The sequence below is a fragment of the Pseudomonas sp. D8002 genome (assembly GCF_013385695.1).
Classification (GTDB): domain Bacteria; phylum Pseudomonadota; class Gammaproteobacteria; order Pseudomonadales; family Pseudomonadaceae; genus Aquipseudomonas.
Map to the genome: position 1 here is coordinate 134,454 of NZ_JACAPM010000031.1, position 23,115 is coordinate 157,568.

Sequence of the window (23,115 nt, forward strand, 5' to 3'; positions counted from 1 at the left end):
ATTGTTGGAATGGCATCGGGGTCAGGCGTGTTTGTTCTCGAAACCGTGCAGCACGTTGACCGCGTTGATGCCGATTTCATCGACCATGTAGCCGCCTTCCATCACAAACAGCGTGGGCACGCCGACGCTGGCGATGATCTCGCCGATGCCGAGGAAGTCGCGGCTTTCCAGCAGGAAATGACTGATGGGATCGTCCTTGAAGGTGTCGACGCCGAGGGAAATCACCAGCACTTGCGGCGAGAACGTTCTGAGTTGATTGCAGGCGTCGAGCAACGCTTCTTTGTAGGTGCTCCACCCAGTGTTTTTCGCCAGCGGGTAGTTCAGGTTGAACCCCTCGCCCGCCCCGGCACCGCGCTCGGCACTGAAGCCCGAATAGTAGGGATACGACACCGACGGATCGCCATGCAGCGAGACGAACATCACGTCATTGCGATCATAGAAGATGTTCTGCGTGCCGTTGCCGTGGTGGAAATCCACGTCCAGCACCGCGACCCGTTTGGCACCTTGGGTGATCGCCTGTTGCGCGGCAATGGCTGCGTTATTCAGGTAGCAATAACCGCCCATGTATTCCCGCGCCGCATGGTGGCCCGGTGGCCGGCACAGGGCGAAGGCGCTGTCGTGGCCTTCATCAATCAATGCCAGGCCGGTGAGTGCGATATCGGCGCTGGTCTTCACCGCTTCCCAGGTGGTGCTGGTGATCGGTGAACCGGCATCCATCGCGAAAAACCCGAGCTTGCCGTCGATGAATTCCGGCACCTGCTCATTGGCCAGGTCCCGCACCGGCCACACCAGCGGCAAGGCGTCATGGGCACGGCCAATCGCCGTCCATTCGGCCCAGGCAGTTTCCAGGAAGGACACGTAGCGTTCGCTGTGGGCATTGACGTAACAGGCCCGGTCGAACGTGCGCGGCACGATGATATCGCCCAGCCCAACGTGCTTGACCCGATCACGCACCGTGTCGGCGCGGCTGGGTTGTTCGAAGGACGGCTTGAGCACGCCATCCTTGAGTTCGGTGCCATGGTGCAAACGATGAGAGTCGCTGAAAACAGTCAACATGAAAGACATCCACCCGTGAAAGACAGGTGATTATTTTGTTCTGGCTGCGGTGGGCTTTCTTTGCTTTTACGTGCGCCGATGCTAGCGTAATCGGGAATTTTTACCCCAAAGAGCCGCCATGAAGAAAAATAAAACCAGACAGGTCGCACTTGACGACACCGATCTCGCCATCCTCGCCTTGCTGCAGGAAGACGCGAGTATTTCCAACGCCGAACTCAGCGAGCGGCTGTCACTGAGCCTCACTCCATGCTGGCGACGGCGCAAGCGGCTGGAGGAAGAAGGCGTGATCAAGGACTACCAGGCCAACCTCGATCGCAAGATGCTGGGCCTGGAGATCATGGCGTTTGTGCATGTGCGGTTTGCCGTGCATTCCGACCATACGCCAGAAGACTTTGAGGCCGTGATCAAGGAGCTGCCGCAGGTGCAGTCCTGCCACAAGATCACCGGGGATGCGGATTATCTGCTGCAGGTGCTGGCGGAGGATCTGGATGCCTACAGCGATTTTGTAGAGAGCGTGTTGCGGCGGCAATTGGGGATTGCGTCGATTCAGTCGAGCCTGGCGTTGCGGGAGGTGAAGGCGACAAGTCGGGTGGCCATTCCGGGGCGGGTGGGGAAGTGATCCAATGCAAATACCATTGTGGCGAGGGAGCTTGCTCCCGTTGGACTGCGTAGCGGTCCTGTCGTTGGAGGCGCTTCGCAGCCCAGCGGGAGCAAGCTCCCTCGCCACAGGCTGTGTGTTGTCCGAAGATATCTGACGGCTAGTGTAGGGACTGCTGCAGAAACTCACTGATCAAGCTGAGTACCTGCTGCTGGATCTGCGGCTTGGGACGAGCACCCTTGGCATCCAGGCAAATGAAGCCTTCGCCGGGGTCGCTCTGTTCAATCCGCTCCACCGCGCCCGGCTTGCAGATGGGCAGGAAGCTGAAGTGCGTGGCGTCGCTGATTTCCACGTAGCGTGAAGTCTTCTGCGGCAGGCGCTTGGCCAAGTCGGCCGACTCGAGTGCGGCGGGCAATTCCGGCGACGGTGTGCCCGCCGCAATCACCAGCGTGGGGCGGTTCAGCGCCGCGAGGCTGGCATCGCTGAAGCCGCGGGCGAATCCCAGGTCCAGGGAAACAATGGCCGCCACGCGCGGGTCGCTCAAGTCACCGGCCAGTCGCTGCCTCGCCTGCTCGGTGCGACCAACCTCAAGTTGTTCGTAGGCCTTGCAAGGGGCAATTTCCGGATGCAACTTGCAGTCCTCGGTAAAGCGCTGCGGATCAAAGCGGGCACCGCCGACTTCGAGTGCGGTCCAGCCACCGAGGGAGTGGCCGACGACGGCGATCTTGCGTTGGGCCACCGCGCCGAAGCGTTTCGGCTGGGCAATCACGGCATCAATCACCCGATGGATATCGAGGGGCCGTTTCCACAGCTCGGAAGCGGCCGGCTGTGTGCGGTCCTTGCTGGTGGTGCCGGGGTGGTTGGGCGAGGCGACGATATAACCCTGCCCGGCCAACGCACTGGCGAGCCAGGACTGGTTGATCCAGTTGCCGAAGATGCCGTGGGAGATCACCACCAACGGATGCTCGCCGGCGGCCGGTGCGGCGTCCTTCAAGGCCGGCGCGCCGACAAACACCGGATTGTCAGCAATCAGTTCTGGTGTGCCGGAAGCATGGGTCGGGTACCACACCGCCACCTGCAACGGCCTGCCGTGCTCCGCGTCGGGAATCACTATTTCCTGGAAGCCGATCCGAACCTCATTGGCCTGGGCCAGACCGGTTACAACCGTCAACAACAGCGCAGCACACAGCGTTTTCATCCTTGAGTTCCCTAAGTGGCTAAGCGCCATATTCTGGCATGGCCGTCATGGGAAAGCAGGTGGGAAATCAATGCGCGTATAAATCATCAGGCTATGGCAACTATCCGAATGGTACGACTACCATGTAGTCACACTCCTTTCAGATAGCCCCCAATGATCAAAGCCAGCCTGCGTAGTCACCTGACCCTCTGGTTTGCCGGTTTGTCGCTGCTCACCCTGGTGAGCGTAGGGTTCTACGTTGGGCACATCGCTACCGAGCAACTGAAACTGGCCAGTGGCAATGCCTTGTTGAGCACTGCCCGCTCCACCGCCGCGCTATTGGCGGTGCAGCTGCGTGAACGCCAGCTCGAAGTGTCGCTGCTCAGCCGCGCACCGCTGTTCAGACGGGGCAACCTGGACGATCCGGACATACTGACCTCCATGGAACAACGCACCCAGTCCCGCGCCGAGTACGCGTGGATGGGCGTCGCCGACACAGACGGGCGTGTGCGCCAGGCGGTGAATGGGCTGCTGGTCGACCAATCCGTAACGGCACGGCCCTGGTTCCAGGCCGGTTTGCAGGGCAACTACACCGGCGATCCCCACGAGGCGGTACTGCTTGCCAAGCTGCTGCCGGGCTCCAACGGTGAGCCCTGGCGCTTCATCGACTTTGCCGCACCGATTCGCAATGCCGGGGGCCAGGTGATCGGCGTACTGGGGGCTCACGCCCATTGGACGTGGGTGACACAAATTGTCGAAGCGGCCAAAGGCAATACGCCGGACATCGAGGCGCTGATCATCGACAACGACGGCAAGGTGCTCTACCCGGAACAACTGGCCGGCCAGCAACTGCCCCAGGACCGCCTGGCCAATGACACCGGCTGGTCGGTCGACAACGGCTACGTGACCAGCGCCGTGGCGGTGCCCAGCCCGTCGAATTCCAGCCTGACCTGGTACATCGTGATGCGCCAGCCGCTGGAAATCGCCCTGCACCCTGCCCGCGTATTGCTCTACAAACTGCTGCTGTTGGGCGTCATTGCCGCGGTGATTTTCGGCTTCGTGGCGTATTACCTGGCGTCGTACCTCAGCCGGCCCATCGAAGAACTCGCGCGTTCAGCCAAGCAGGTCCAAAACCAACAGCCTGGCGCGTATTTCCCTCAAGACCATTTCGTACTGGAAATCGCCCAGCTCGGGCGCTCCATCAAGGGCATGACCCAATCGCTGCTTGGCAAAGAGCGCGAACTGCAGGACACCAATGCGTCCCTGGAAGCCACCGTCGCCCAGCGTACTGCCGCCCTCACCCAGGCCAATGCCGAGCTGTTGAACCTGGCCAGCCATGACGCCCTGACCGGCGTCTACAACCGTCGGCGCTTCGATGAAAAACTGGCGGAGTACAGCCTGCTGTTCCAGCGCAGCGGGCGCGCATTTGCCTTGCTGCTGATCGACGTTGATCATTTCAAGCGGATCAACGATACCCATGGGCATGCCGTCGGGGACGATGTACTGCGCCAGCTCGCGCAGTTGATTCAGGACGCCACCCGCGCCACTGACTTCGTCGCCCGTTACGGCGGTGAAGAGTTTGCGGTGCTGTTGCCGGAAATCGAAGCGCCGGACAGCCCGGATGTGGTGGCCGAGAAGATTCGCGCGGCAATTGCCGGAGCGTATTTCGAGACCGCTGGGCAGGTCACGGTGAGTATTGGCGTCGGGCTCGTTGAAGCGTCGGACAGCGACACCACAGTGCTGATCAAGCGTGCGGATCAGCAGTTGTATCGGGCCAAGTCGTCGGGGCGCAATCGCGTGGCGTGACGGTGTAATGCGTCATGAGCCTTTCCAGAAAACCACAACGCTCTTGATTAAATATCGACAGCCGCGCGCCCATGACCGTAATCTGCCCCACGAACGATGAACACAACGTATGCAGGTCATCAATGGCTGAGGTGCTGGACCGTTTCGACCAATGGCTGGCTCGGTTCGGCAAGCGTTACGTTCATCTGGACTCGGGAGATGACGATTTCCAGGGCTTTATCATCGATGCTGAACAGGTCGAGGCAACCATCGAGCTGGCGCGTGTTGCCGGTATCAACGCCAGTCTTGAGAGTTTCTGATTTCAGGTAAATAACCATGTCCATCACCGATAACCTGCTCGCCTTTACCTTCGCCGCCACGTTGCTGACGCTGACCCCAGGGTTGGACACGGCCCTGGTGCTGCGCACCGCAACGGTCGAAGGCAAGCAACAAGCGTTGCGCGCCACCCTGGGTATCAACGCGGGCTGCTTGCTGTGGGGCGCGGCGGTGGCCTTTGGGCTGGGCGCGTTGATTGCCGTGTCCGAGGTGGCTTTCAACGTCTTGAAGTACTGCGGCGCGGCTTACCTGGCGTGGCTGGGCTTGAACATGCTGGTGCGCCCGCGCAGTTCGCTGGCGTCCGTCGAGGCCGATGGAAAACCCGGTGCCAACTGGTTCCTGAAAGGCATGATGGGCAACGTGCTCAACCCCAAGATCGGGATTTTCTACGTGTCTTTCCTGCCGCAGTTCATTCCCCAGGGGCATCCGCTGGTGGCGTGGACGTTCGGGCTGGTGAGCATCCACGTGGTGATCAGCCTGGCCTGGTCACTGATACTGATCGGTGCCACGCAGCCATTGGCCGGCATGCTGCGGCGTGAAAAGGTGATCAAGTGGATGGACCGCACCACCGGCATGATATTCGTGCTGTTCGCGGCCCGGCTGGCCTTCAGCAAGCGCTGAAGTCAGCGCCGGTCCCGATGCCGTACCAGGCCTTCCAGGGTAAACCGCGCCTGCATCAGCACCACATCCCGCACCAGTTCCATTTCCTTCTGGCTCACTTCGGTCCAGTTCAAGGCGGAGAGCAGCTTGGGTTTCTGCACCCGAAACGCCAGGCCCTGGGTGAACAGCGCCATCGAGTGGATCACCGTGCGCTCGTCGTCGACGGCAAGGCCGGCAACGCGCGCGATCAGCAGGCGGATCACGTTGGCGATGCGCGCCTTGAAGCGTTCCTCGAACGCCATGGTCGCGCTTTCAGGGCAGAGCCCGGCTTGATGGCGATCAAGAAACGCTCGCCACGCGGTGGTCTGGGGACTGTCCTGGATCGTTGAAACCACCGCGCCGAGAATGCCCAGTGAGGCTTCGATCAACCTCTGATCGTCGACCCCGGGATCGGCCAGCGCACCTTCTGCGGCTTCAACGGTGGGCGCCATCTTCTGCCACAACAGCGCGATCAAGTGCTCGACGCATTCCAGGTACACGCCTTCCTTGCCATCGAAGTAGTACTGGATCGCGGGCGCATTGACGCCGGCAGCATTCGCGATGTCTCGCGTGGACGCGCCGTCGTAGCCACGCTCGCCAAATACCTCGACAGCCGCCTCGATAATGCGTGCGCGGGTTTCTTCACCCCGCTGATAACCCCCTTCGGCGGCCGGTTTGTGTCGTGCCATGTGCCACTCCATTTTTTTAACGTAACCAAAATATACCAGTTGACAAAAATTCGCGAAAAAACGAATTTATTCCAACTGATATAAAACTGGAGTGACTTGATGTCCGCTGCACCTCCCTCTCCTCAGGTCATTCCTGAAACCACCGTCAACGGCCAACGTGGCAAAGCCCGACGGATTCTACTGTCACTCGCCGGCGTGGCGCTGTTGGCCGGGCTGGCGTGGGGCGCCTGGTGGTGGCTCACCGGGCGCTTTATCGAGACCACCGACGACGCCTATCTGCAAGCCGACAGCATCAGCGTGGCGCCGAAAATCAACGGCTACGTCGCCGAGGTGCTGGTGGCCGACAACCAGAACGTGAAGCGTGGCGACGTGCTGGTGCGCCTGGATGCGCGCAAATACCAGGCAGTCAGTGACGAAGCCTCGGCGACGATTGCGGCCCGCGAGGCCGACTTTGCCAAGGCCCAGGCCGACCTCGTGCAACAGGACTCGACCATCGCCGAAGCCCGCGCCCAACTGCAAGGCGCCCAGGCCGACGCCCAGCACGCGCAAACCGAAGTCGCACGTTATGCGCCGCTGGCGCGTTCCGGGGCCGAGCCGGAAGAACGCCTGGCGCAGCTCAACAACCAACTCGCCCAGGCCCGCAGCACCGTGGCCGCCAAGCAGGCCGCGTTGCGCTCCAGCCAGACCCGCTACGGCACCCTCGAAGCCCAGCTCAAGCAAGCCCAGGCGCAACTCGGCGTGGCCAAGGCCAGCGAAGCCCAGAGCCAGCTGGATGTGGACGACGCGGTGATTCGCAGCCCGCTCGATGGCCGCGTCGCTGATCGCGGTGTACGCGTCGGCCAATACGTGCAGCCAGGCACACGCTTGTTGACCGTGGTGCCGGTGAGCGCGATCTACCTGACCGCCAACTACAAGGAAACCCAGATCGGCGAGATGCGCGCCGGGCAGACCGTCACCGTGCATGTGGACGCACTGCCAGGCCATGATATTCAGGGCCATATCGACAGCCTGTCTCCAGGCACCGGCGCACAGTTCGCGTTGCTGCCGCCGTCCAACGCCACCGGCAACTTCACCAAGATCGTGCAGCGGGTGCCGGTGCGGATTTCCCTGGATGTACCGGATGACGACGCGCGCCAGGCACTGGTGCCCGGCTTGTCCGCCACCGTGGAAGTCGACACCCGCACCCACAAGGCAGACGCCAACCATGGCTGAAGCCATCTTGACCGAAGTGCCCGCGGACAAACCGCGCAACGCTTCGCTGACCGACTGGATCGCAGTCGCCGCCGGCTCGCTGGGCGCCTTGCTGGCGACCCTGGACATCTCGATCACCAACTCGGCGCTGCCGCAGATCCAGGGCCAGATCGGCGCGACCGGTACCGAGGGCACGTGGATCGCCACCGGTTACCTGATGTCGGAAATCGTCATGATTCCCCTCGCCGCCTGGCTGACCCGGGTATTCGGCCTGCGCCGGTTCCTGATCGGCACCGCGTTGATGTTCACGTTTTTCTCGATGTTCTGCGGGCTCTCCTCAAGCCTCGGCGCGATGATCGCCGGGCGTATCGGCCAGGGTTTTGCCGGCGGCGCGATGATCCCGACCGCACAGACCATCGTACGCACCCGCCTGCCTGCCCATCAGTTGGCAATCGGCACCACGATGTTCGGCATGACGGTGATCCTCGGCCCGCTGCTGGGCCCGGTGATTGGCGGCTGGCTCACGGAAAATATCAACTGGCGCTGGTGCTTCTTCATCAACTTGCCCGTCAGCATTACCTTGATCACCTTGCTGATCACCGGCCTGCCCAGCGACCGCATGAACCTCCAGCAATTCATCAAGGCCGACTGGCTGGGCATCATTGGCCTGGCCATGGGCCTGAGTTCGCTCACCGTGGTGCTGGAAGAAGGCCAGCGCGAACACTGGTTCGACTCGCAGTTGATCATCTGGTTGAGCATCACGATGGTGATCGGCTTCTTCCTGATTGCCGTCGGGCAAGTCCGCTCGAGTACGCCGATCCTGCGCCTGCAACTGGTGCTCAACCGCAGCTTTGGCAGCGTGCTGCTGATCGCCACGGCGGTCGGCGCCGGGCTGTATGGCACGGCGTACCTGGTGCCGCAGTTCCTCGGCATCCTGTCGGGCTATAACGCGCAACAGTCGGGTTCGATCATGTTGCTGTCGGGGATTCCGGCGTTCCTGCTGATGCCGATCCTGCCGCGAATGCTTGGCCGCCTGGACCTGCGGATGATGGTCGGCGTGGGTTTGTTGATGTACTGGGCCAGCTGTTTTCTCGACACCCAGCTCACCGCCCAGAGTGTCGGCCATGATTTCTACTGGTCGCAGATCCTGCGGGGCTTCGGGCAGATCCTGGTGATGATGCCCCTCAGCCAACTGTCGATGCGCTCGGTGGAAACCCGCGATGCGGGTGACGCGGCCGGGCTCTACAACATGTCACGCAACCTCGGCGGTACCTTGGGGCTTGCGCTGCTCGGCGTACTGATGGACCGGCGCAGCCACTTCCACGACGACATGTTGCGCGAAGGCATCCAGGCCAACACCCAGTTGACCCAGGATCAAATGGCGAGCGATACCGCCAGCTACCTGGCGCAAACCGGCGACCCGTCCACCGCCTCGCTGCAGGCCCTCAGTCATCTGGCCAACGACATCGCCCAACAAGCGGCGGTGATGGCCTACAACGACGCGTTCTACGTGCTGGGACTCGCCATGCTGGCGTGCCTTCCCCTGATCTTCATCCTGAAAAAGCGCGCGGCGCAGGCAGGCCAACGAACATGATTTATCGCTCACTTCCCTTGCTCTTCACCGTCGGCCTGCTGACGGCGTGTACCGTGGGGCCGGACTACCAGGGTGCGCCGGATGCCTCACCAAAGACCCTCGCGGCCGGGCGCTTGCCCCACGCCGACATAGGCCTGCCGCGCGCACCCGCGGTCGCCCAGTGGTGGCAAGCCCTGGGCGATCCGCAGCTCAACCAATTGGTGGCCCAGGCCCTGCAAAACAGTCCGGACATGGCGACCGCCCAGGCGCGCCTCAAGCAATCGCGAGCCAGTCTGAGTGGCGCCAACGCCAACGCCCTGCCCAAGATCACCGGCGATGCAGCGATGCTGAAGCTGCGCTCCCCCGACACCTCGGCGCTGGGTGGCAGCAGTGGCGGTGGTCGCGGGCCATTGAGCCTTTACCTCGCCGGCTTTGATGCCAGCTGGGAGGCCGACCTGTTCGGCGGCACCCGGCGTGCAATCGAGGCGGCCCAGGCGGAGAACGACGCCTCGCAGGCGCAACTGGCCGATGCCCAGGTGCAACTGGCAGCCGAGGTGGTGCAGACCTATGCCGACGTGCGTGACCAGCAGGCGCGACTGGCATTGGTGGACGCCAGTGTCGAGATTGAGGAACAGGCGCTGGACCTGACCCAGCAGCGACGCAGCCGTGGCGTGGCCTCGCAGTTGCAACTGGAGCAGGTCCTGACACAGGCCGAAAACACCCGGGCCCAACGCCTGCCGCTGCAAGCGTCAATCGTCGAGGCGATTGACCAGTTGAACCTGCTCTGCGGCCTGGAACCGGGCGAGTTGGACGCGAGCCTCAACACTCCCCGCGCCCTGCCCGCTATCCCTAGCCAGGTACCCTTTGCAGACCCGGCGGCGATCCTGAAAGCACGCCCGGATATCCGGGTGGCCGAGCGCCAACTGGCTTCCAGCAACGCGCAGATCGGCGAGAAAACCGCCGACTGGTTTCCCAAGCTCAGCCTGATGGGCGACTTGTCGTTCTCGGCGGCCGATCCCGGGCACCTGGCGCGCAAGGACAGCGGCACCTGGCTGCTGTTGCCGCGGCTGACCTGGAACGCATTGGATTTCGGCCGGGTGGCGGCCAGTGTCAAAGGTGCGCAAGCCGGGCGCGACGAGGCCCTGGCCCATTACAAAAGCGTGGTGTTGAGTGCGTTGCGTGATGCGGATGTGGCCCTGGCGCGGTATGGCAACCAGCGGCAGAACGTGGTGCTGCTGCGTAACGTGGAATCTTCGGCGGTACGGGCTGCGGACCTGACGCGCCAGCGTTATAAGGCAGGTACGGCGAGCACGCTGGATTGGCTGGACGCGGAACGTACGCGGTACCAGGCGCAGGAAAGCCGGATTTCCGGGGATGCGCTGTTGCTCAAGGACTTTGCGTCGTTGCACAAGGCGCTGGGGTTGGGATGGACGTTGTGACGAATAACCCGAGTGACCACTGACCTGTGGCGAGGGGGCTTGTCCCCCGTTGGGCTGCGCAGCGGCCCCAAAAAAGAGGGACTGCTACGCAGTCCAACGGGGGACAAGCCCCCTCGCCACAACAAGCCCTCTCACCACAGGTACGGTGTCAGCTTTTAATTGGCCGTATTGGCCCGCGCCGCGTGCAGCTTCTTGTAGCTGTCGATCAACCGCAGGTGCCGGTCCAGCCCTTCCAGCTTCATGCTCGTCGGCGTCAAACCATAGAACCGCACACTGCCATTCACCGACCCAATCGCCGCGTCCATCCGCTCGTTGCCAAACATCCGGCGGAAATTCACTTCGTAGTCCGCCAGTTCCAGGTCTTCGTCCAACTCCATCTCCAGCACCGCATTCACAGCCTGATAGAACAAGCCGCGCTCGACGGTGTTGTCGTTGTACTGCTGGAACATCTCCACCAGTTCCTTGGCTTCTTCGAACTGCTGCAGGGCCAGATAAATCAGCAGCTTCAATTCCAGGATGGTCAGTTGACCCCACGCCGTATTGTCATCGAACTCGATGCCGATCAAGGTGGTGATGTCGGTGTAGTCGTCCAGTTCGCTTTCAACCAGGCGCTCAACCAACCCCTTCAATTCCGCTTCGTCGAGGCGATGCAGGTTCAGGATGTCCTCGCGGAAAAACAGCGCCTTGTTGGTGTTGTCCCAGATCAGGTCGTCGATCGGGTAGATCTCCGAATAGTCGGGCACCAGGATGCGGCAGGCGGTCGCGCCGATGTGCTCGTACACCGCCATGTAGACTTCCTTGCCCATGCCTTCGAGGATGCCGAACAAGGTGGCGGCTTCCTCGGCATTGGAGTTTTCACCCTGGCCGGAGAAGTCCCATTCGACGAACTCGTAATCCGACTTCGAGCTGAAGAAGCGCCACGACACCACGCCGCTGGAGTCGATGAAGTGCTCGACAAAGTTGTTCGGTTCGGTCACCGCATGGCCTTCAAACGTCGGCTGCGGCAGATCGTTCAGGCCTTCAAAGCTGCGGCCTTGCAGCAGTTCGGTGAGGCTGCGCTCCAACGCCACTTCCAGGCTGGGGTGCGCGCCGAACGAGGCGAATACGCCGCCGGTGCGTGGGTTCATCAACGTCACGCACATCACCGGGAATTCACCGCCCAGGGACGCATCCTTCACCAGTACCGGAAAACCCTGGGCTTCCAGGCCCTGGATACCGGCCAGGATGCCGGGGAATTTCGCCAGCACTTCCTGCGGTACATCCGGCAGCGCGAATTCACCTTCGATGATTTCGCGTTTTACCGCGCGTTCGAAGATTTCCGACAGGCACTGCACTTGCGCTTCGGCCAGGGTGTTACCGGCACTCATGCCGTTGCTGAGGTACAGGTTCTCGATCAGGTTGGACGGGAAATACACCACCTCGCCATCGGACTGGCGCACGAACGGCAGCGAAACAATGCCGCGCTCTTCGTTGCCGGAGTTGGTGTCGTAGAGGTGTGAGCCGCGCAGCTCGCCGTCACGGTTGTAGATGTGCAGGCAATTCGCGTCGAGTATCTCCGGTGGCAGTTCGTCCTTGCGGCCCGGCTTGAACCAGCGCTCGTCCGGGTAATGCACAAACGCCGCGTTGGCGATGTCTTCACCCCAGAACTGGTCGTTGTAGAAGAAGTTGCAGTTCAGCCGCTCGATAAACTCGCCCAATGCCGACGCCAATGCGCCTTCCTTGGTCGCGCCCTTGCCGTTGGTAAAGCACATCGGCGAGTGCGCGTCGCGGATATGCAGCGACCATACGTTGGGCACGATATTGCGCCACGAAGCGATCTCGATCTTCATGCCCAGGCCCGCGAGAATGGCCGACATGTTGGCGATGGTTGTTTCCAGCGGCAGGTCCTTGCCCGCGATGTAGGTGCCCGCGTCGGACGCCGCGCTCGGCATCAGCAATGCCTGGGCATCGGCATCCAGGTTTTCCACTTCCTCGATGACAAACTCCGGCCCGGCCTGCACGACTTTTTTCACGGTGCAGCGGTCGATGGAACGCAGGATGCCCTGGCGGTCTTTATCGGAGATGTCCGCCGGCAATTCGACCTGGATCTTGAAGATCTGGTTGTAGCGGTTTTCCGGGTCGACAATGTTGTTCTGGGACAGGCGAATATTGTCGGTAGGGATGTTGCGGGTTTCGCAGTACAACTTCACAAAGTAAGCCGCACACAACGCCGACGACGCCAGGAAGTAATCGAACGGACCGGGGGCCGAGCCATCGCCCTTGTAGCGAATAGGCTGGTCGGCCACCACGGTGAAGTCGTCGAACTTGGCTTCAAGTCGAAGGTTGTCGAGAAAATTGACCTTGATTTCCATGCGGGATTACCAGAATAGCGAGCAAAATATGGCCGCCATTATCCGGGTTTCGAGGCGTAAGTCTTGTGCTTTCGGGCCTGGCCGATCGTTGGCGATGGGTATCAGCCGTGTTGAAAGTCCGCAATCTGCTGCCACATCGCGATCGGGTTGGAGTACATCGGGAAGTGCCCGCACCGGGCAATCGGCGCCAACCGCACGCCTTGCGCCTGGATATGCGCCAGGTACGACAAATGGGCATTCTGCTCGCCGTACATGAACATGCGCGGGCATTCCAGGCCGAGGAACTTGCCCATCAAGTCGGCGTTATCCGACAGTTCGACCATCGACTGGAAGATCCCCCGCACCGCCCCGGCACGCACCTTGTGCCGCAGGCTCGCCGAATACAGCGCGCTGGCGTAGGCCGGTGCCTGCCGGGTGCGCACGATAAAGGCGCTGAAAAACGCCTCGGGATCGTCCGCCGGGTAGTCGACGATCTGCCGGCTGAGAAAGCAGTCTTCCGGGGCGATATTGCCTTCGATATCGACAAAGCTCAGCACCCGGCCCGGGAACTGGTGCGCCAACATCAGCGCGGTAAGCCCGCCCATGGAGTGGCCTACCAGATGGAAGCGCTCGATGTTGAAATGCTCGAGCACCTGCAAGGCGGTTTGCAGCAGGAACGGGATGGAGATCTTCGACAGGTCATCGCAATGGCTCTCACCGCAACCCGGGGCGTCATAAGCCAAAAATGGATGACCGTCGAAGGCAGGTTGCTGGACGATGTCGGCGTAGTCTTCCTTGGTCGAGCCAAAGCCATGCAGGAACACGATTGGCGCCAGGGTACCCGCGCGGTGGATCGCGGCGATGTTCAACGGCACATCGGCGACGACGATGGGGAGTTGTGTGTGGGTGAATGGCATGGTGAAGACTCCCTGAAAAACCGATTGGCGGCTCAAAAGCCGTTAATTTCAACGGTATTCAGGTTTCTGTAAATTCCTGATTCGGGAAGGTATTCATAGGCTGATCGTATGAGTCGTTCCATAACGCCCTACCCCGCACTCAATCCCCACAACACGTCCAACACATGTTGCGTAGGCCGCTCAACCTCCCCGGCGCGATGGGCGATACCCAGTTGGCGCCACAGCAACGGTTGCAACGGCCGCATCACAATCCGGGTGTCGTGCAAGGGCGTGGACGCTTCATGGGGCAACAACGTGGCCCCGTAACCGGCGGCCACCAGGCTTTTGATTGCGTCGTTGTAATTCAGCTGAATACGCGCCGTCGGCTGGTAGCCGTCATTGGCAAACCACTCCGAGGTCAGGCGCGAAAGCCGGGTGGTGTTGTCATTCAGGATTAACGGCTGGGCAGCCAGCCAGGCGGGTGTTACCACCTCGGGGCATTCCCGGCGCGCCGGCAAAAATGCCATGACCGGGTCGCGCCGCCAGGGCTCGATCCGCAAGCCCTTCACCGGTGCCTGGGGCAGCGCCACCAGGCCGATCTCCAGGGCGCCCTCGGCCAGCTTCTTCAATGTGTCCTGCGACGTGAGCACCGCCACCTGCACATCAATGGCGGGATGATGTTGGCTCAAGGTTTCCAGGGCTTGCGGCAGCAACTGTGCGATGGCTCCGGTTGAGGCTCCCAGGCGCACCCGCCCCGCCAGCCCCTGCACCTGTCGCTCCACGTCTTCAAGCGCCTGCTCGGCATCCGCCAACAAGCGGCGCGCGCGCTCCACCAGGGTTTCGCCAATCGCTGAAGGCTGCACCCGCCCACGGGTACGCGATAGCAGCTTGCCGCCCACTCGCGCCTCCAGGTCGGCGATATGCAGGCTGACGGTGGGTGGCGCCAGGTTGAGCATGCGGGCTGCTTCGGCGAACGAACCGAGGTCGGCAATTGCCACCAACGTACGCAGGCGGTCCAGGCTGATTTCGCGCATGGGTCAATCCTCGTTCATAAAAACTGAACTTCATCGTTTGGAAATTCAACTTTTCCTATCCTAGCGGCTGGCCGAAGATTGGAACACCTGATTTCCTATCCGAGTGCATCCCATGGCAAATCCTCTTGTATTCATCGACGGCGACCAAGGCACCACCGGGCTGCAGATCCATCAACGCCTGCGCGACCGCACCGATCTGCAACTGATCACCCTCAGCCCTGAACACCGCAAGGACCCGCAGCAGCGCGCCGAGATGATCAACGCCTGCGATATCGCGATTCTCTGCCTGCCCGACGACGCCGCACGGGACGCCGTCGCCAGCATCCACAATCCGGCCGTGCGGGTGATCGACGCGAGTTCGGCACACCGCACTCATCCCGACTGGACCTACGGTTTCGCCGAGATGACCCCGCAACAGGCGCAACGCATTGCCACGGCGCAGCGGGTGAGCAATCCCGGTTGCTATCCCACCGGTGCGATTGGGTTGCTGCGCCCGTTGCTTGAGGCCGGGCTGCTGCCCGGGGACTACCCGACGACCATTCATGCCGTCTCGGGCTATTCCGGCAAGGGCCGCGCCGGGGTGCAGGAGCACGAGGGCGCCGACGCTTCACAGGCGCCCGCGTTCCTGGTGTATGGGCTGGGACTGGCACACAAGCATGTGCCGGAGATTCAGCAGCAAAGCGGGCTGACGCAGCCGCCGCTGTTTGTGCCGGCCTACGGGGCGTTCCGTCAGGGCATCGTGCTAACCATCCCGCTGCAACTGCGGCTGTTGGCCCCGGGCGTGGACGCCGCGCGGTTGCATGCCTGCCTGTCGCAGCACTACCGCGATACCCGTCACGTACAGGTGCTGTCGATGCAGGCTGCGAGGGAGTTGACCTACCTCGACCCTCAAGCGCTGAACGGCACGGACGATGTGCGTTTGATCGTGTGTGAAAACCACGAGACGGGCCAGGTCCTGCTGGCGGCGATATTCGACAACCTCGGCAAGGGCGCCGCAGGTGCCGCCGTGCAGAACCTGGATTTGATGATCAAGCCGAGACCGTAGCGATAAAGGCGCGCAGGTCCGCCAGCATCAACGCCGGCTGCTCCCAGGCCGCGAAGTGACCACCGGCGGGCATCTCGCTCCAGTGCACGATGTTGAAGGTCTTTTCGGCAAATGAGCGCGGCGGCGGCACGAACACCGGATCACGAAAGGCGGCAAATCCGGTCGGCACCTGGATGCGGGTGCCGACCGGGAATTTTGACGATCCCTCAAGGCGCTTGCCGTGATACATCCACGTCGCGGTGACCATGGAAGATGGCGCGAGATACAACATGATGTTGGTCAGCAGTTGCTCCTCGGTAAAGGTGCCCCAGAGATCCGGGCTGCCATCGGCGGTAGTGGGCAGATCGGCCCATGTGCCGATTTTTTCGAGGATCCATCCCGCGGCCCCCACCGGGCTGTCGGCCAGCGCGACACCCAGGGTCTGCGGGCGGGTTTCCTGCTGGTGGTTGTAGCCGGTTTCCCAGTCGATCAGCACGTCACGCCGGGCGACGAAAGCCTCCTCCTCCGGCGTGGTCGCAACGGTGCCCTGGGCCAGCAGGTCGGCCATGTTCAGGTGAATCCCCAGTAACGCCTCGGGCCGATCGTGGGCCATCCAACCGGCGATGCCCGAACCCCAGTCACCGCCCTGAACGATGAAGCGGGTTGGCCCGAACAGCCGGGCCATCAGCCCATGCATGAGTTCGCCCGCCCGACGTGGGCCAATCACTCCGGTGATCGGCCTGGAGAATGCAAACCCCGGAAGCGACGGCACGATCACATCGTGTCCGTCAGCCGCCAGCGGTTCCAGCAGCGCCTCGAATTCCAGGTACGAACCTGGCCAGCCATGGAGCAGCAGGATCGGCGGCCTGGAACCGTCGCCCCGCACATGGACGAAGTGCAGGTGCTCGCCCTCAATCTCGGTGATGAAGTTGGGCAGTTGGTTGAGGTGTTTTTCGACCCGGCGCCAATCATAGGATTCCAGCCAGTAAGCGACCAGGCGCTGAAGGTCGCGCACGCCAACGCCCGACTTCCACCCTCCCAAATCGGGAAGCCGGGTCCAATCGTAGGCGGCGACTTTGTCGCGGATGGCCACAAGACGTTCGTCGGGGACATTGATGGTGTAGGGCAAGATCATGGGATTCTCCTGGTGAGTTTCCGTATTACATTGCTTTACGCAATACTGAACCCGACAAAAACCGATGTGAACCCCATTACGCCGCTCAAGGCCTTTGCGAAAAACGCACAAGTGAGTTTCCCGTGGACATAACGGACGAACTGGAAATCTTTACCCTCGTGGCCGAGACCGCGAGTTTCTCGGCGGCCGCGCGTCGCTTGAACCTTGCCCCCTCCTCCATCGCGCGGGTGCTGGACCGCATGGAAGCCCGGCTGGGCGTACGCCTGTTGCTGCGAACCACGCGCTCACTGACCGTGACCCCGGAGGGCGCCGCCTATCTGTCGTGCGCCCGGCGGATCCTCACGGACCTGCGGGAAACCGAACAGCAGATTACCGACCAGAGTTCACCCCGCGGGCGCCTGCGGGTCAGCAGTTCGCTGCTGTATGGCAGGACCTTCGTGATCCCGTTGTTGGGCGAGTTCATTCAGCGTTACCCGGACATCCTGGTGGACATCAACCTGACCGACACCGTGGTCGACATCGCCGCCGGGCAAGCCGACGTCGCAGTGCGATTGGGCCCGCTGCCCGACAGCAGCCTGACGTCCCGCCGGCTGGGCGCCACCCACAAGGTCATCATTGCTGCGCCGAGCTATCTGGCACGACGCGGCACGCCGCAGGTGCCGGAAGACCTGCTGGATCACGACTGCATTGGTTTCAACTTCAAGCGTGCGGCGCCCACCTGGCCGTTTCGCAAGGATGGCCACGACTATTCACTGACGATCAAGGGCCATGTCGAAACCAATAACGGTGACACCCAGGGCCAATTGGCGGCCGAGGGCATCGGCATCGCGCGGGTCTGCGCCGAGACCGTGGCGGACGCCATTCAGGCGGGTCGGCTGGTGCCGCTGCTGGAGGCATTCAATCCAGGCGATGGCGAAGAGATCCATGCCGTGTTCCTCGGCGGTACCCACACGCCGGCGCGGGTCCGGTGTTTTGTCGACTACCTGGTTGAGCGGTTCCAGTAGGCGCGAAATTGCATGATTACTCGGCAACGAGTTCGACGTAGCTCGACTCCCCGCCTCCCGTCGCGCCCGACAACCAGCCCCAGACGAAGGCCAGGGTGGTACGCCCGGCGTCATCCACGCCTAGCGTGCCCCGGGACCAGCCGGCAAGAATCTCGCCCTCGGTGGTCAGGCACTGGTACAGCAACTCGATGGTATCGGGGCCTGTGGCGCGCCCGACTTGATTGCCCATGCGAATCCGGCCGCCCTGGTAGGTGCCCCAGATGGCGTTTTCATCGACGTGGTAATGAAACACGGTGCCTGTACCGGACACACCATGGGTGTTGCCCGCGACGATAAACCGGCGGTTGTCCAGGCGTTCGCTGATTTGGCAAAAGGCATTTGGCATTGACAGGCGCTTCCTTGGTCGAGAGGGTCCATTCCGGGGCGCCCAACCTACCTCATATGGCTTTTGTCGGTCATGTAAAACCTGCACAATTGTGGGCTTTCCCGCGACAGGACGTCCCTTCATGCAACGCATCGTGATTCTCGGTAATGCGGGCAGCGGAAATCCACCCTCGCCCGCGCCCTCGGACAACGCCTGGGCCTGCCCGTGGTGCACCTGGACACCCTGTTCTGGTCGCCCGGCTGGGTCGAGCCCGACGCCGAGCAGTTCCGTACCCGCGTGCGCGACGCCGTTGCCGCCGATGGCTGGGTGTGTGAAGGCAACTATGCGCGGCGCACGTTCGACCTGCGCCTGCCCCGTGCCGATTTGATCATCTGGCTCGACACGCCACGGCTCACCTGCTTTACCCGGGTGATCCTGCGCAGTGCGCTGAACCGCCCGCGCCCGGATATTCCCGCCGGCTGTACCGAGAAACTCGACCGGGAGTTCCTGACATTCCTGAAGTACGTGTGGACGTTTGATCGCGGCCACCGGCCAGGTATCGAGGCGGTGCGGTTGGCGGCAGGCCCGTCGGTGCCCGTGGTGCACTTGCGCGGTGGCCGGCAGATCGCCGAGTTTCTCGAGCGCTTGCCCGCAGCATCTGAAGGCTGCCTTGAATAGAGGGAGCAGGAGCGTTGGCCGCGATAGTGGGTCGTCTTGCCAGTGAAGAAATCAATGATGGCAAGACTTCCACCGCTTTCGCGCCATGCCGTCCTACAGGTTTTTTCAACTGTAGGATCTTGTTGGTAGCCGCTCCCTCGTGCCACCTGTAGAAGCCCCTATCTGGATCTCAAGTACCGATAGAGCGTCTGCCGACTGATTTCAAAATCACGCGCCAATTTGGATCTACTTTCTCCTGCAGTGGCCCGGTCAATTAAGTTTACAACCTGATTGTCAGACAGCTTTTTCTTGCGACCTCTATAAGTCCCACGATTCTTTGCACTGGCAATTCCCGCCGCCTGTCTTTCCCTCATCGCTGCGCGCTCGAACTCTGCAATCAGCTCCATTACCGCAATGATCGACTCCACGACTTCAAGACAGTCATGCCGGAAAACCAGGTTTTCGTTCAAACACTCCAACGTGACCTGCTTTTCAATCAACCGGCGAATGATGGCGCACAGCTGCTCCGTGCTTGAAGTCAGCGCTGCCATGCTGTCCACCACCACGGTATCCCCGCACTGCAGGTAGCGGAGTAGCCTTTCCAGGCCTGCAGGATTCGCGGCATTGTCTGCCGGCTCATCGCAAAACACGGCATCAAATACATCGTCGCTTGTTATTTTCTCTACGCCACCCTCGGGCTCTTTTAGAGCGCGCCGGAAATATTTGATGCGATGCAATCTCATGGTGCCTCCTTGGCAATACTTGTACAGCGTCATTTTATACTTGTACAAACTGTAACTAAATCATCAATTCCTTACACCGCACTTGTAACACTGAACCCACCCAAAATACACAGTTGCAAAGAGTTGAACTTCCCTTATCATTTTGAAGCATGGAATTCTAACAAGCTTTTCGCAAAAAAGTCGATTTCGTATTCCTTGAATGCCCCGTGCAATTCAAGCAACCCATATGAGTATCTACTGTTTTACAGCTCAAATAATTGACATGACCGGCTTGACGCGGCTGTTAATTTCTCGATGCAATCAGAGGATGAATGGATGAATGTCTTGGAAGGCGCCATCGAAATTGATCGCCCAACTGCCGATCAGGAAAAGATTGATAAGGTAACCCGCAGTATTACCGATCATGGGAACTACCTGCGAAAGCGTTATCCGATCCTGCAGCACCAGGATGCTCTGGGCGCGAGTGTCATGGCGTTTTCCCTGATAGGGATGGTCATTACGGGAGGGCTCTATCTAAAGGGTTTTATCCCCGCATGGATGTGTATTCTGGTCAATGCGCTGCTGACTTCGTTCATTCATGAAATCGAACATGACCTGATTCATCGCCTTTATTTTAGAAAACAGCCGCTGGCCCATAATGCCATGATGCTCTTCTGCTGGCTGGCACGCCCGGGTATGCCCAGTCCGTGGCTAAGACGCGGCCTGCACTTTCATCACCATAAGGAGTCCGGAACTGATTCTGATGTTGAAGCCTGGATCACCACGAGCGGCAGTCCTTGGGGAATACTGCGATTACTCAAACTGGTGGACGGATTTGTATTTGGTTTTCTAAATGCGGTGTTTGCCCCTGGATGGCGGCAAAAGGTAAAATTGTTAGGCAAGATCATTCGGCTCAATACACCATTCGGGCTTCTGTATTGGGGGTGCTGGTATGTGTTCCTCGGCTACCACCTGTATGTCTGGCTTGGGTCAATTACCGGGATGGAGGTTCACAGTTCAGCTACGACGCTGGAATTAATGGATATCGTCAATAGCGCAGTGGTTATTCTTATAGCGCCCAATATGATACGGCAGTTCTGCCTGTTCTTTATAAGTTCAAATATGCACTATTACGGCGATGTTGCCCCGCGTAACGCATTACAACAAACCCAGGTGATGAACCCTTGGTGGCTGTGGCCGTTCCAGTTGTTCTGTTTTAACTTTGGCAGCACTCACAGCATCCATCACTTCGTGGTGAGAGACCCGTTTTATCTGCGTCAGATGACGGCACCTTATGCTCATAAAGTCATGGCCCAGGCCGGTGTCAGGTTCAATGACTTCGGCACCTACAAACGAGCAAATCGCTTTTCCATGGAGCACTCCCAAACTCGGTCTCGTGGGTGAATTCCTCCACAACCATTATCCGTGTTCGGCAAGTATCAAGGGCCGCACTTCAAATACGAGGACGTTGAGGTATGAAAGCGCAAGGGATATGTGCGAAGCAGTTTGAAGCGGTCAAGCAGGCCTTCGAGGACATGTTCGATGATCCGCAGGAACGTGGGGCCGGCCTGTGCGTGCAGGTAGGCGCAGAGATCGTTGTCGACCTGTGGGCCGGCATGGCAGACCAGGCGGGCACGAAACCCTGGACCCGCGATACGCTGGCCAATACCTTCTGCGTAATAAAACCCTATGTCGCGGTGGCCGTCCTGATGTTGGTTGAGGCGGGCAAGCTGGAGCTGGATGCACCCGTGGCCCGTTACTGGCCCGAGTTCGCCCGGAGCGGGAAAGCAAAGGTCACCCTGCGCCAGGTGATGAACCATACCGCAGGCCTGCCGGCGCTGCGGGGGCCCGACCATAACCCCATGATGTATGACTGGGAGCACATGCTGCGACTCCTGGAGGCCGAGCCGCTGTGGTGGGAACCGGGAACAGACCTGGGCTACGGCACCACCACGTTTGGCTGGATCCTCGGCGAGTTGATTCGCCGGGTGGACGGACGAGATCCCTGTGTGTTTATCCACGAAGAGATTCTCGATCCCCATGAGTTGGACGTGCACCTTGGCGTGAGCGAAGAACACTTTCACCGTATCGCGCGTTTCGACAGTGCCACGGGACGAGTCGGTGACCCTTACTCGCAGGCGTTGCGAACCGTGGTGAAAAACGAGCCGTCGCATATCGCGACGCTCGCCTTCACCAACCCCGGAATGGTGCCCAGACGAACCAGTGACCCTCGCTGGTGGGCCTACCGGCAACCCGCCGTGTGTGGACACGGTTCGGCTCACGGCCTGGCCGGTTTCTACAGTGCATTGATGGCAGGAAACTTTATCGGTCCCGAGCTGCTTACTGAATTCAGCCGTGAGCACAGTCATGGCATGGATCGAGTATGGATGCGCCCCATGCGTTATGGATTGGGTTGCATGCTCGAGCAGCAACGCGACCCGACGGCTTCCCATGCAATGGGCCCGAACACCTTTGGCCATATCGGGCTTGGTGGCCCGATCAGTTTCGCTGATCCCGAAAAACAAGTGAGCTTCGGTTTTGTCACCACGACTTCGGGCAGCCATTCGATGATTGATCCACGCCCCCGCCGACTTTCATCCCTTGTCTATGCGGCGCTTTGAGAGGCAAGGGGCGGATCTGTTCATCTGAGGCTTTCAAGGGGGCGCAATACTGCCGAATGCAACGCAGCAAGTTTGTGGCAAGACACAAGTGGCTGATGGCAAACCGAAACCTTCCCCTCCCGGCCAACAATGAGTCATTGGCTTATGAACGAAGGCCGGTACAACGACGACATGATTTATTTATAAATAAATTCATACGCCTTGATATAAGAACCTATCTTGTTTGAATGAGCAGTCACCCACACTGCATTCATGCCTGTCTTTCTTTGATCGTTGAATTCCGACTGAGTGGTACAAAGCGCAACCCAGCGCTCAGTCTTTAAATCCTTAATCCGCAGACCCGCCTCACAACGACTGAACTTTCCAACGTAGGGCCCCGGAGTCACCAGCTCGTAAGGTGACGCATACTGAACAATGTCGCCGGGCAACAGGTACGTAATGACGTCATAACTGTGCAAGGACAAAATCAGACCCAGGCAAAAACCACCAAAAAAAGATTCTCCAACACGGTTCGGGTTTCTTACAGCCGGACGATAGTAGGTAGCCCTTGCAGCAAAAAAGAGTCCAACCAGACAACCAATGACTATATAGGTCGTCCACTCGGGAATCGATGGCATTAAAACCGTTCGCATTACAATGCGACCGGCCCAGAGCGTATAAGCAATCCATGTTCCAAATAACAGACACACCACCAACAACAAGGTTCTTTTTTTTGATTTGTTTTCAAATGAAGGATATTCCATTCCCTGCCTACTCTATTTTTAATTCCCGGGAAAAGCGCTTCGTGCTTCACGCCAACTTCCTTTACCCGATTGGCATGCCGGGCATATTAACGAATGAGCGTC

General features: G+C 60.4%; 21 protein-coding genes and 1 pseudogene. 12 read left to right on the forward strand and 10 right to left on the reverse strand.

Features of this window, described 5'->3' with window-relative positions; genetic code table 11:
- Positions 1 to 21 precede the first annotated feature (21 nt).
- Positions 22 to 1,056, reverse strand: a complete 1,035-nt coding sequence (locus tag HX807_RS17710; protein ID WP_177050589.1) for a histone deacetylase family protein — start codon at positions 1,054 to 1,056, stop codon at positions 22 to 24.
- A 118-nt stretch (positions 1,057 to 1,174) separates the two neighbouring features.
- On the opposite strand from HX807_RS17710, the gene HX807_RS17715 reads away from it, so the two are divergent.
- The gene (locus HX807_RS17715; protein ID WP_008436349.1) at positions 1,175 to 1,675 is read left to right on the forward strand and encodes an Lrp/AsnC family transcriptional regulator; all 501 of its coding nucleotides are present in this window, start codon (positions 1,175 to 1,177) and stop codon (positions 1,673 to 1,675) included.
- 139 nt (positions 1,676 to 1,814) lie between these two features.
- Here the strand turns inward: HX807_RS17715 and HX807_RS17720 are convergent, their stop codons facing one another.
- Complete coding sequence (locus tag HX807_RS17720) at positions 1,815 to 2,852, reverse strand: alpha/beta fold hydrolase (protein ID WP_177029149.1); 1,038 nt, start codon at positions 2,850 to 2,852, stop codon at positions 1,815 to 1,817.
- Positions 2,853 to 3,005: 153 nt separating this feature from the next.
- Here HX807_RS17720 and HX807_RS17725 point away from each other — a divergent pair, with 153 nt between their 5' ends.
- From HX807_RS17725 to HX807_RS17735, 3 genes are all read left to right on the forward strand, one after another.
- A complete protein-coding gene (locus tag HX807_RS17725) occupies positions 3,006 to 4,637 on the forward strand; it encodes a sensor domain-containing diguanylate cyclase (RefSeq protein WP_003215172.1) in 1,632 nt (543 codons plus the stop codon).
- Between the two features lie 122 nt (positions 4,638 to 4,759).
- Positions 4,760 to 4,936: a hypothetical protein gene (locus tag HX807_RS17730; RefSeq protein ID WP_177050590.1), complete on the forward strand. Its 177-nt coding sequence runs from the start codon at positions 4,760 to 4,762 to the stop codon at positions 4,934 to 4,936.
- 16 nt (positions 4,937 to 4,952) lie between these two features.
- Entirely contained in the window at positions 4,953 to 5,573 is a 621-nt protein-coding gene (locus HX807_RS17735) for a LysE family translocator (RefSeq protein WP_087695055.1), read from the forward strand.
- A gap of 2 nt (positions 5,574 to 5,575) precedes the next feature.
- Here HX807_RS17735 and HX807_RS17740 read toward each other — a convergent pair whose 3' ends face one another.
- Positions 5,576 to 6,280, reverse strand: coding sequence for a CerR family C-terminal domain-containing protein (locus tag HX807_RS17740; RefSeq protein ID WP_177019802.1), 705 nt, complete (start codon positions 6,278 to 6,280; stop codon positions 5,576 to 5,578).
- A 99-nt stretch (positions 6,281 to 6,379) separates the two neighbouring features.
- Between HX807_RS17740 and HX807_RS17745 the strand changes: the two genes are divergently transcribed.
- From HX807_RS17745 to HX807_RS17755, 3 genes are read left to right on the forward strand one after another with little or no spacing between them, the layout of a single operon-like run.
- Complete coding sequence (locus HX807_RS17745) at positions 6,380 to 7,492, forward strand: HlyD family secretion protein (RefSeq protein ID WP_177050591.1); 1,113 nt, start codon at positions 6,380 to 6,382, stop codon at positions 7,490 to 7,492.
- Positions 7,485 to 9,065: a DHA2 family efflux MFS transporter permease subunit gene (locus HX807_RS17750; RefSeq protein ID WP_003215162.1), complete on the forward strand. Its 1,581-nt coding sequence runs from the start codon at positions 7,485 to 7,487 to the stop codon at positions 9,063 to 9,065. Before HX807_RS17745 ends, HX807_RS17750 begins: the two co-directional genes overlap by 8 nt.
- Entirely contained in the window at positions 9,062 to 10,483 is a 1,422-nt protein-coding gene (locus HX807_RS17755) for an efflux transporter outer membrane subunit (protein WP_087695053.1), read from the forward strand. Before HX807_RS17750 ends, HX807_RS17755 begins: the two co-directional genes overlap by 4 nt.
- A 155-nt stretch (positions 10,484 to 10,638) precedes the next feature.
- On the opposite strand, the gene HX807_RS17760 is transcribed toward HX807_RS17755, so the two are convergent.
- The 3 genes from HX807_RS17760 to HX807_RS17770 all read right to left on the reverse strand — a co-directional run bounded on the left by HX807_RS17760 (position 10,639) and on the right by HX807_RS17770 (position 14,743).
- Positions 10,639 to 12,834, reverse strand: coding sequence for an OsmC domain/YcaO domain-containing protein (locus HX807_RS17760; protein WP_177050593.1), 2,196 nt, complete (start codon positions 12,832 to 12,834; stop codon positions 10,639 to 10,641).
- A 101-nt stretch (positions 12,835 to 12,935) separates the two neighbouring features.
- Positions 12,936 to 13,730 (reverse strand): alpha/beta fold hydrolase, encoded by a 795-nt coding sequence (locus HX807_RS17765; RefSeq protein ID WP_177050595.1) that lies wholly within the window; start codon positions 13,728 to 13,730, stop codon positions 12,936 to 12,938.
- A gap of 128 nt (positions 13,731 to 13,858) precedes the next feature.
- The gene (locus tag HX807_RS17770) at positions 13,859 to 14,743 is read right to left on the reverse strand and encodes a LysR family transcriptional regulator (RefSeq protein WP_134326737.1); all 885 of its coding nucleotides are present in this window, start codon (positions 14,741 to 14,743) and stop codon (positions 13,859 to 13,861) included.
- A 112-nt stretch (positions 14,744 to 14,855) separates the two neighbouring features.
- Between HX807_RS17770 and argC the strand changes: the two genes are divergently transcribed.
- The gene (argC, locus tag HX807_RS17775) at positions 14,856 to 15,788 is read left to right on the forward strand and encodes an N-acetyl-gamma-glutamyl-phosphate reductase (protein ID WP_008436321.1); all 933 of its coding nucleotides are present in this window, start codon (positions 14,856 to 14,858) and stop codon (positions 15,786 to 15,788) included.
- On the opposite strand, the gene HX807_RS17780 is transcribed toward argC, so the two are convergent.
- Positions 15,772 to 16,902 carry an epoxide hydrolase family protein gene (locus HX807_RS17780; RefSeq protein ID WP_003215148.1) on the reverse strand — a complete coding sequence of 377 codons (1,131 nt, stop codon included), beginning with the start codon at positions 16,900 to 16,902 and terminating at the stop codon, positions 15,772 to 15,774. The two genes, argC and HX807_RS17780, sit on opposite strands and share 17 nt — an antisense overlap.
- A gap of 122 nt (positions 16,903 to 17,024) precedes the next feature.
- On the opposite strand from HX807_RS17780, the gene HX807_RS17785 reads away from it, so the two are divergent.
- Positions 17,025 to 17,906 (forward strand): LysR family transcriptional regulator, encoded by an 882-nt coding sequence (locus HX807_RS17785; protein ID WP_003215146.1) that lies wholly within the window; start codon positions 17,025 to 17,027, stop codon positions 17,904 to 17,906.
- A gap of 16 nt (positions 17,907 to 17,922) precedes the next feature.
- On the opposite strand, the gene HX807_RS17790 is transcribed toward HX807_RS17785, so the two are convergent.
- Positions 17,923 to 18,291 carry a hypothetical protein gene (locus HX807_RS17790; protein WP_008436319.1) on the reverse strand — a complete coding sequence of 123 codons (369 nt, stop codon included), beginning with the start codon at positions 18,289 to 18,291 and terminating at the stop codon, positions 17,923 to 17,925.
- Positions 18,292 to 18,412: 121 nt separating this feature from the next.
- Between HX807_RS17790 and HX807_RS17795 the strand changes: the two are divergent.
- A pseudogene (locus HX807_RS17795) lies at positions 18,413 to 18,948 on the forward strand (AAA family ATPase).
- 158 nt (positions 18,949 to 19,106) lie between these two features.
- Here the strand turns inward: HX807_RS17795 and HX807_RS17800 are convergent.
- The gene (locus HX807_RS17800) at positions 19,107 to 19,670 is read right to left on the reverse strand and encodes a recombinase family protein (protein ID WP_177019791.1); all 564 of its coding nucleotides are present in this window, start codon (positions 19,668 to 19,670) and stop codon (positions 19,107 to 19,109) included.
- Between the two features lie 315 nt (positions 19,671 to 19,985).
- Between HX807_RS17800 and HX807_RS17805 the strand changes: the two genes are divergently transcribed.
- Positions 19,986 to 21,053, forward strand: a complete 1,068-nt coding sequence (locus HX807_RS17805; protein ID WP_177050597.1) for a fatty acid desaturase — start codon at positions 19,986 to 19,988, stop codon at positions 21,051 to 21,053.
- Between the two features lie 71 nt (positions 21,054 to 21,124).
- Entirely contained in the window at positions 21,125 to 22,270 is a 1,146-nt protein-coding gene (locus HX807_RS17810) for a serine hydrolase domain-containing protein (protein ID WP_177050599.1), read from the forward strand.
- Between the two features lie 176 nt (positions 22,271 to 22,446).
- Here the strand turns inward: HX807_RS17810 and HX807_RS17815 are convergent, their stop codons facing one another.
- On the reverse strand, positions 22,447 to 23,013 hold the full coding sequence (locus tag HX807_RS17815) for a hypothetical protein (RefSeq protein ID WP_177050601.1): 567 nt from the start codon (positions 23,011 to 23,013) through the stop codon (positions 22,447 to 22,449).
- Positions 23,014 to 23,115: the final 102 nt, after the last annotated feature.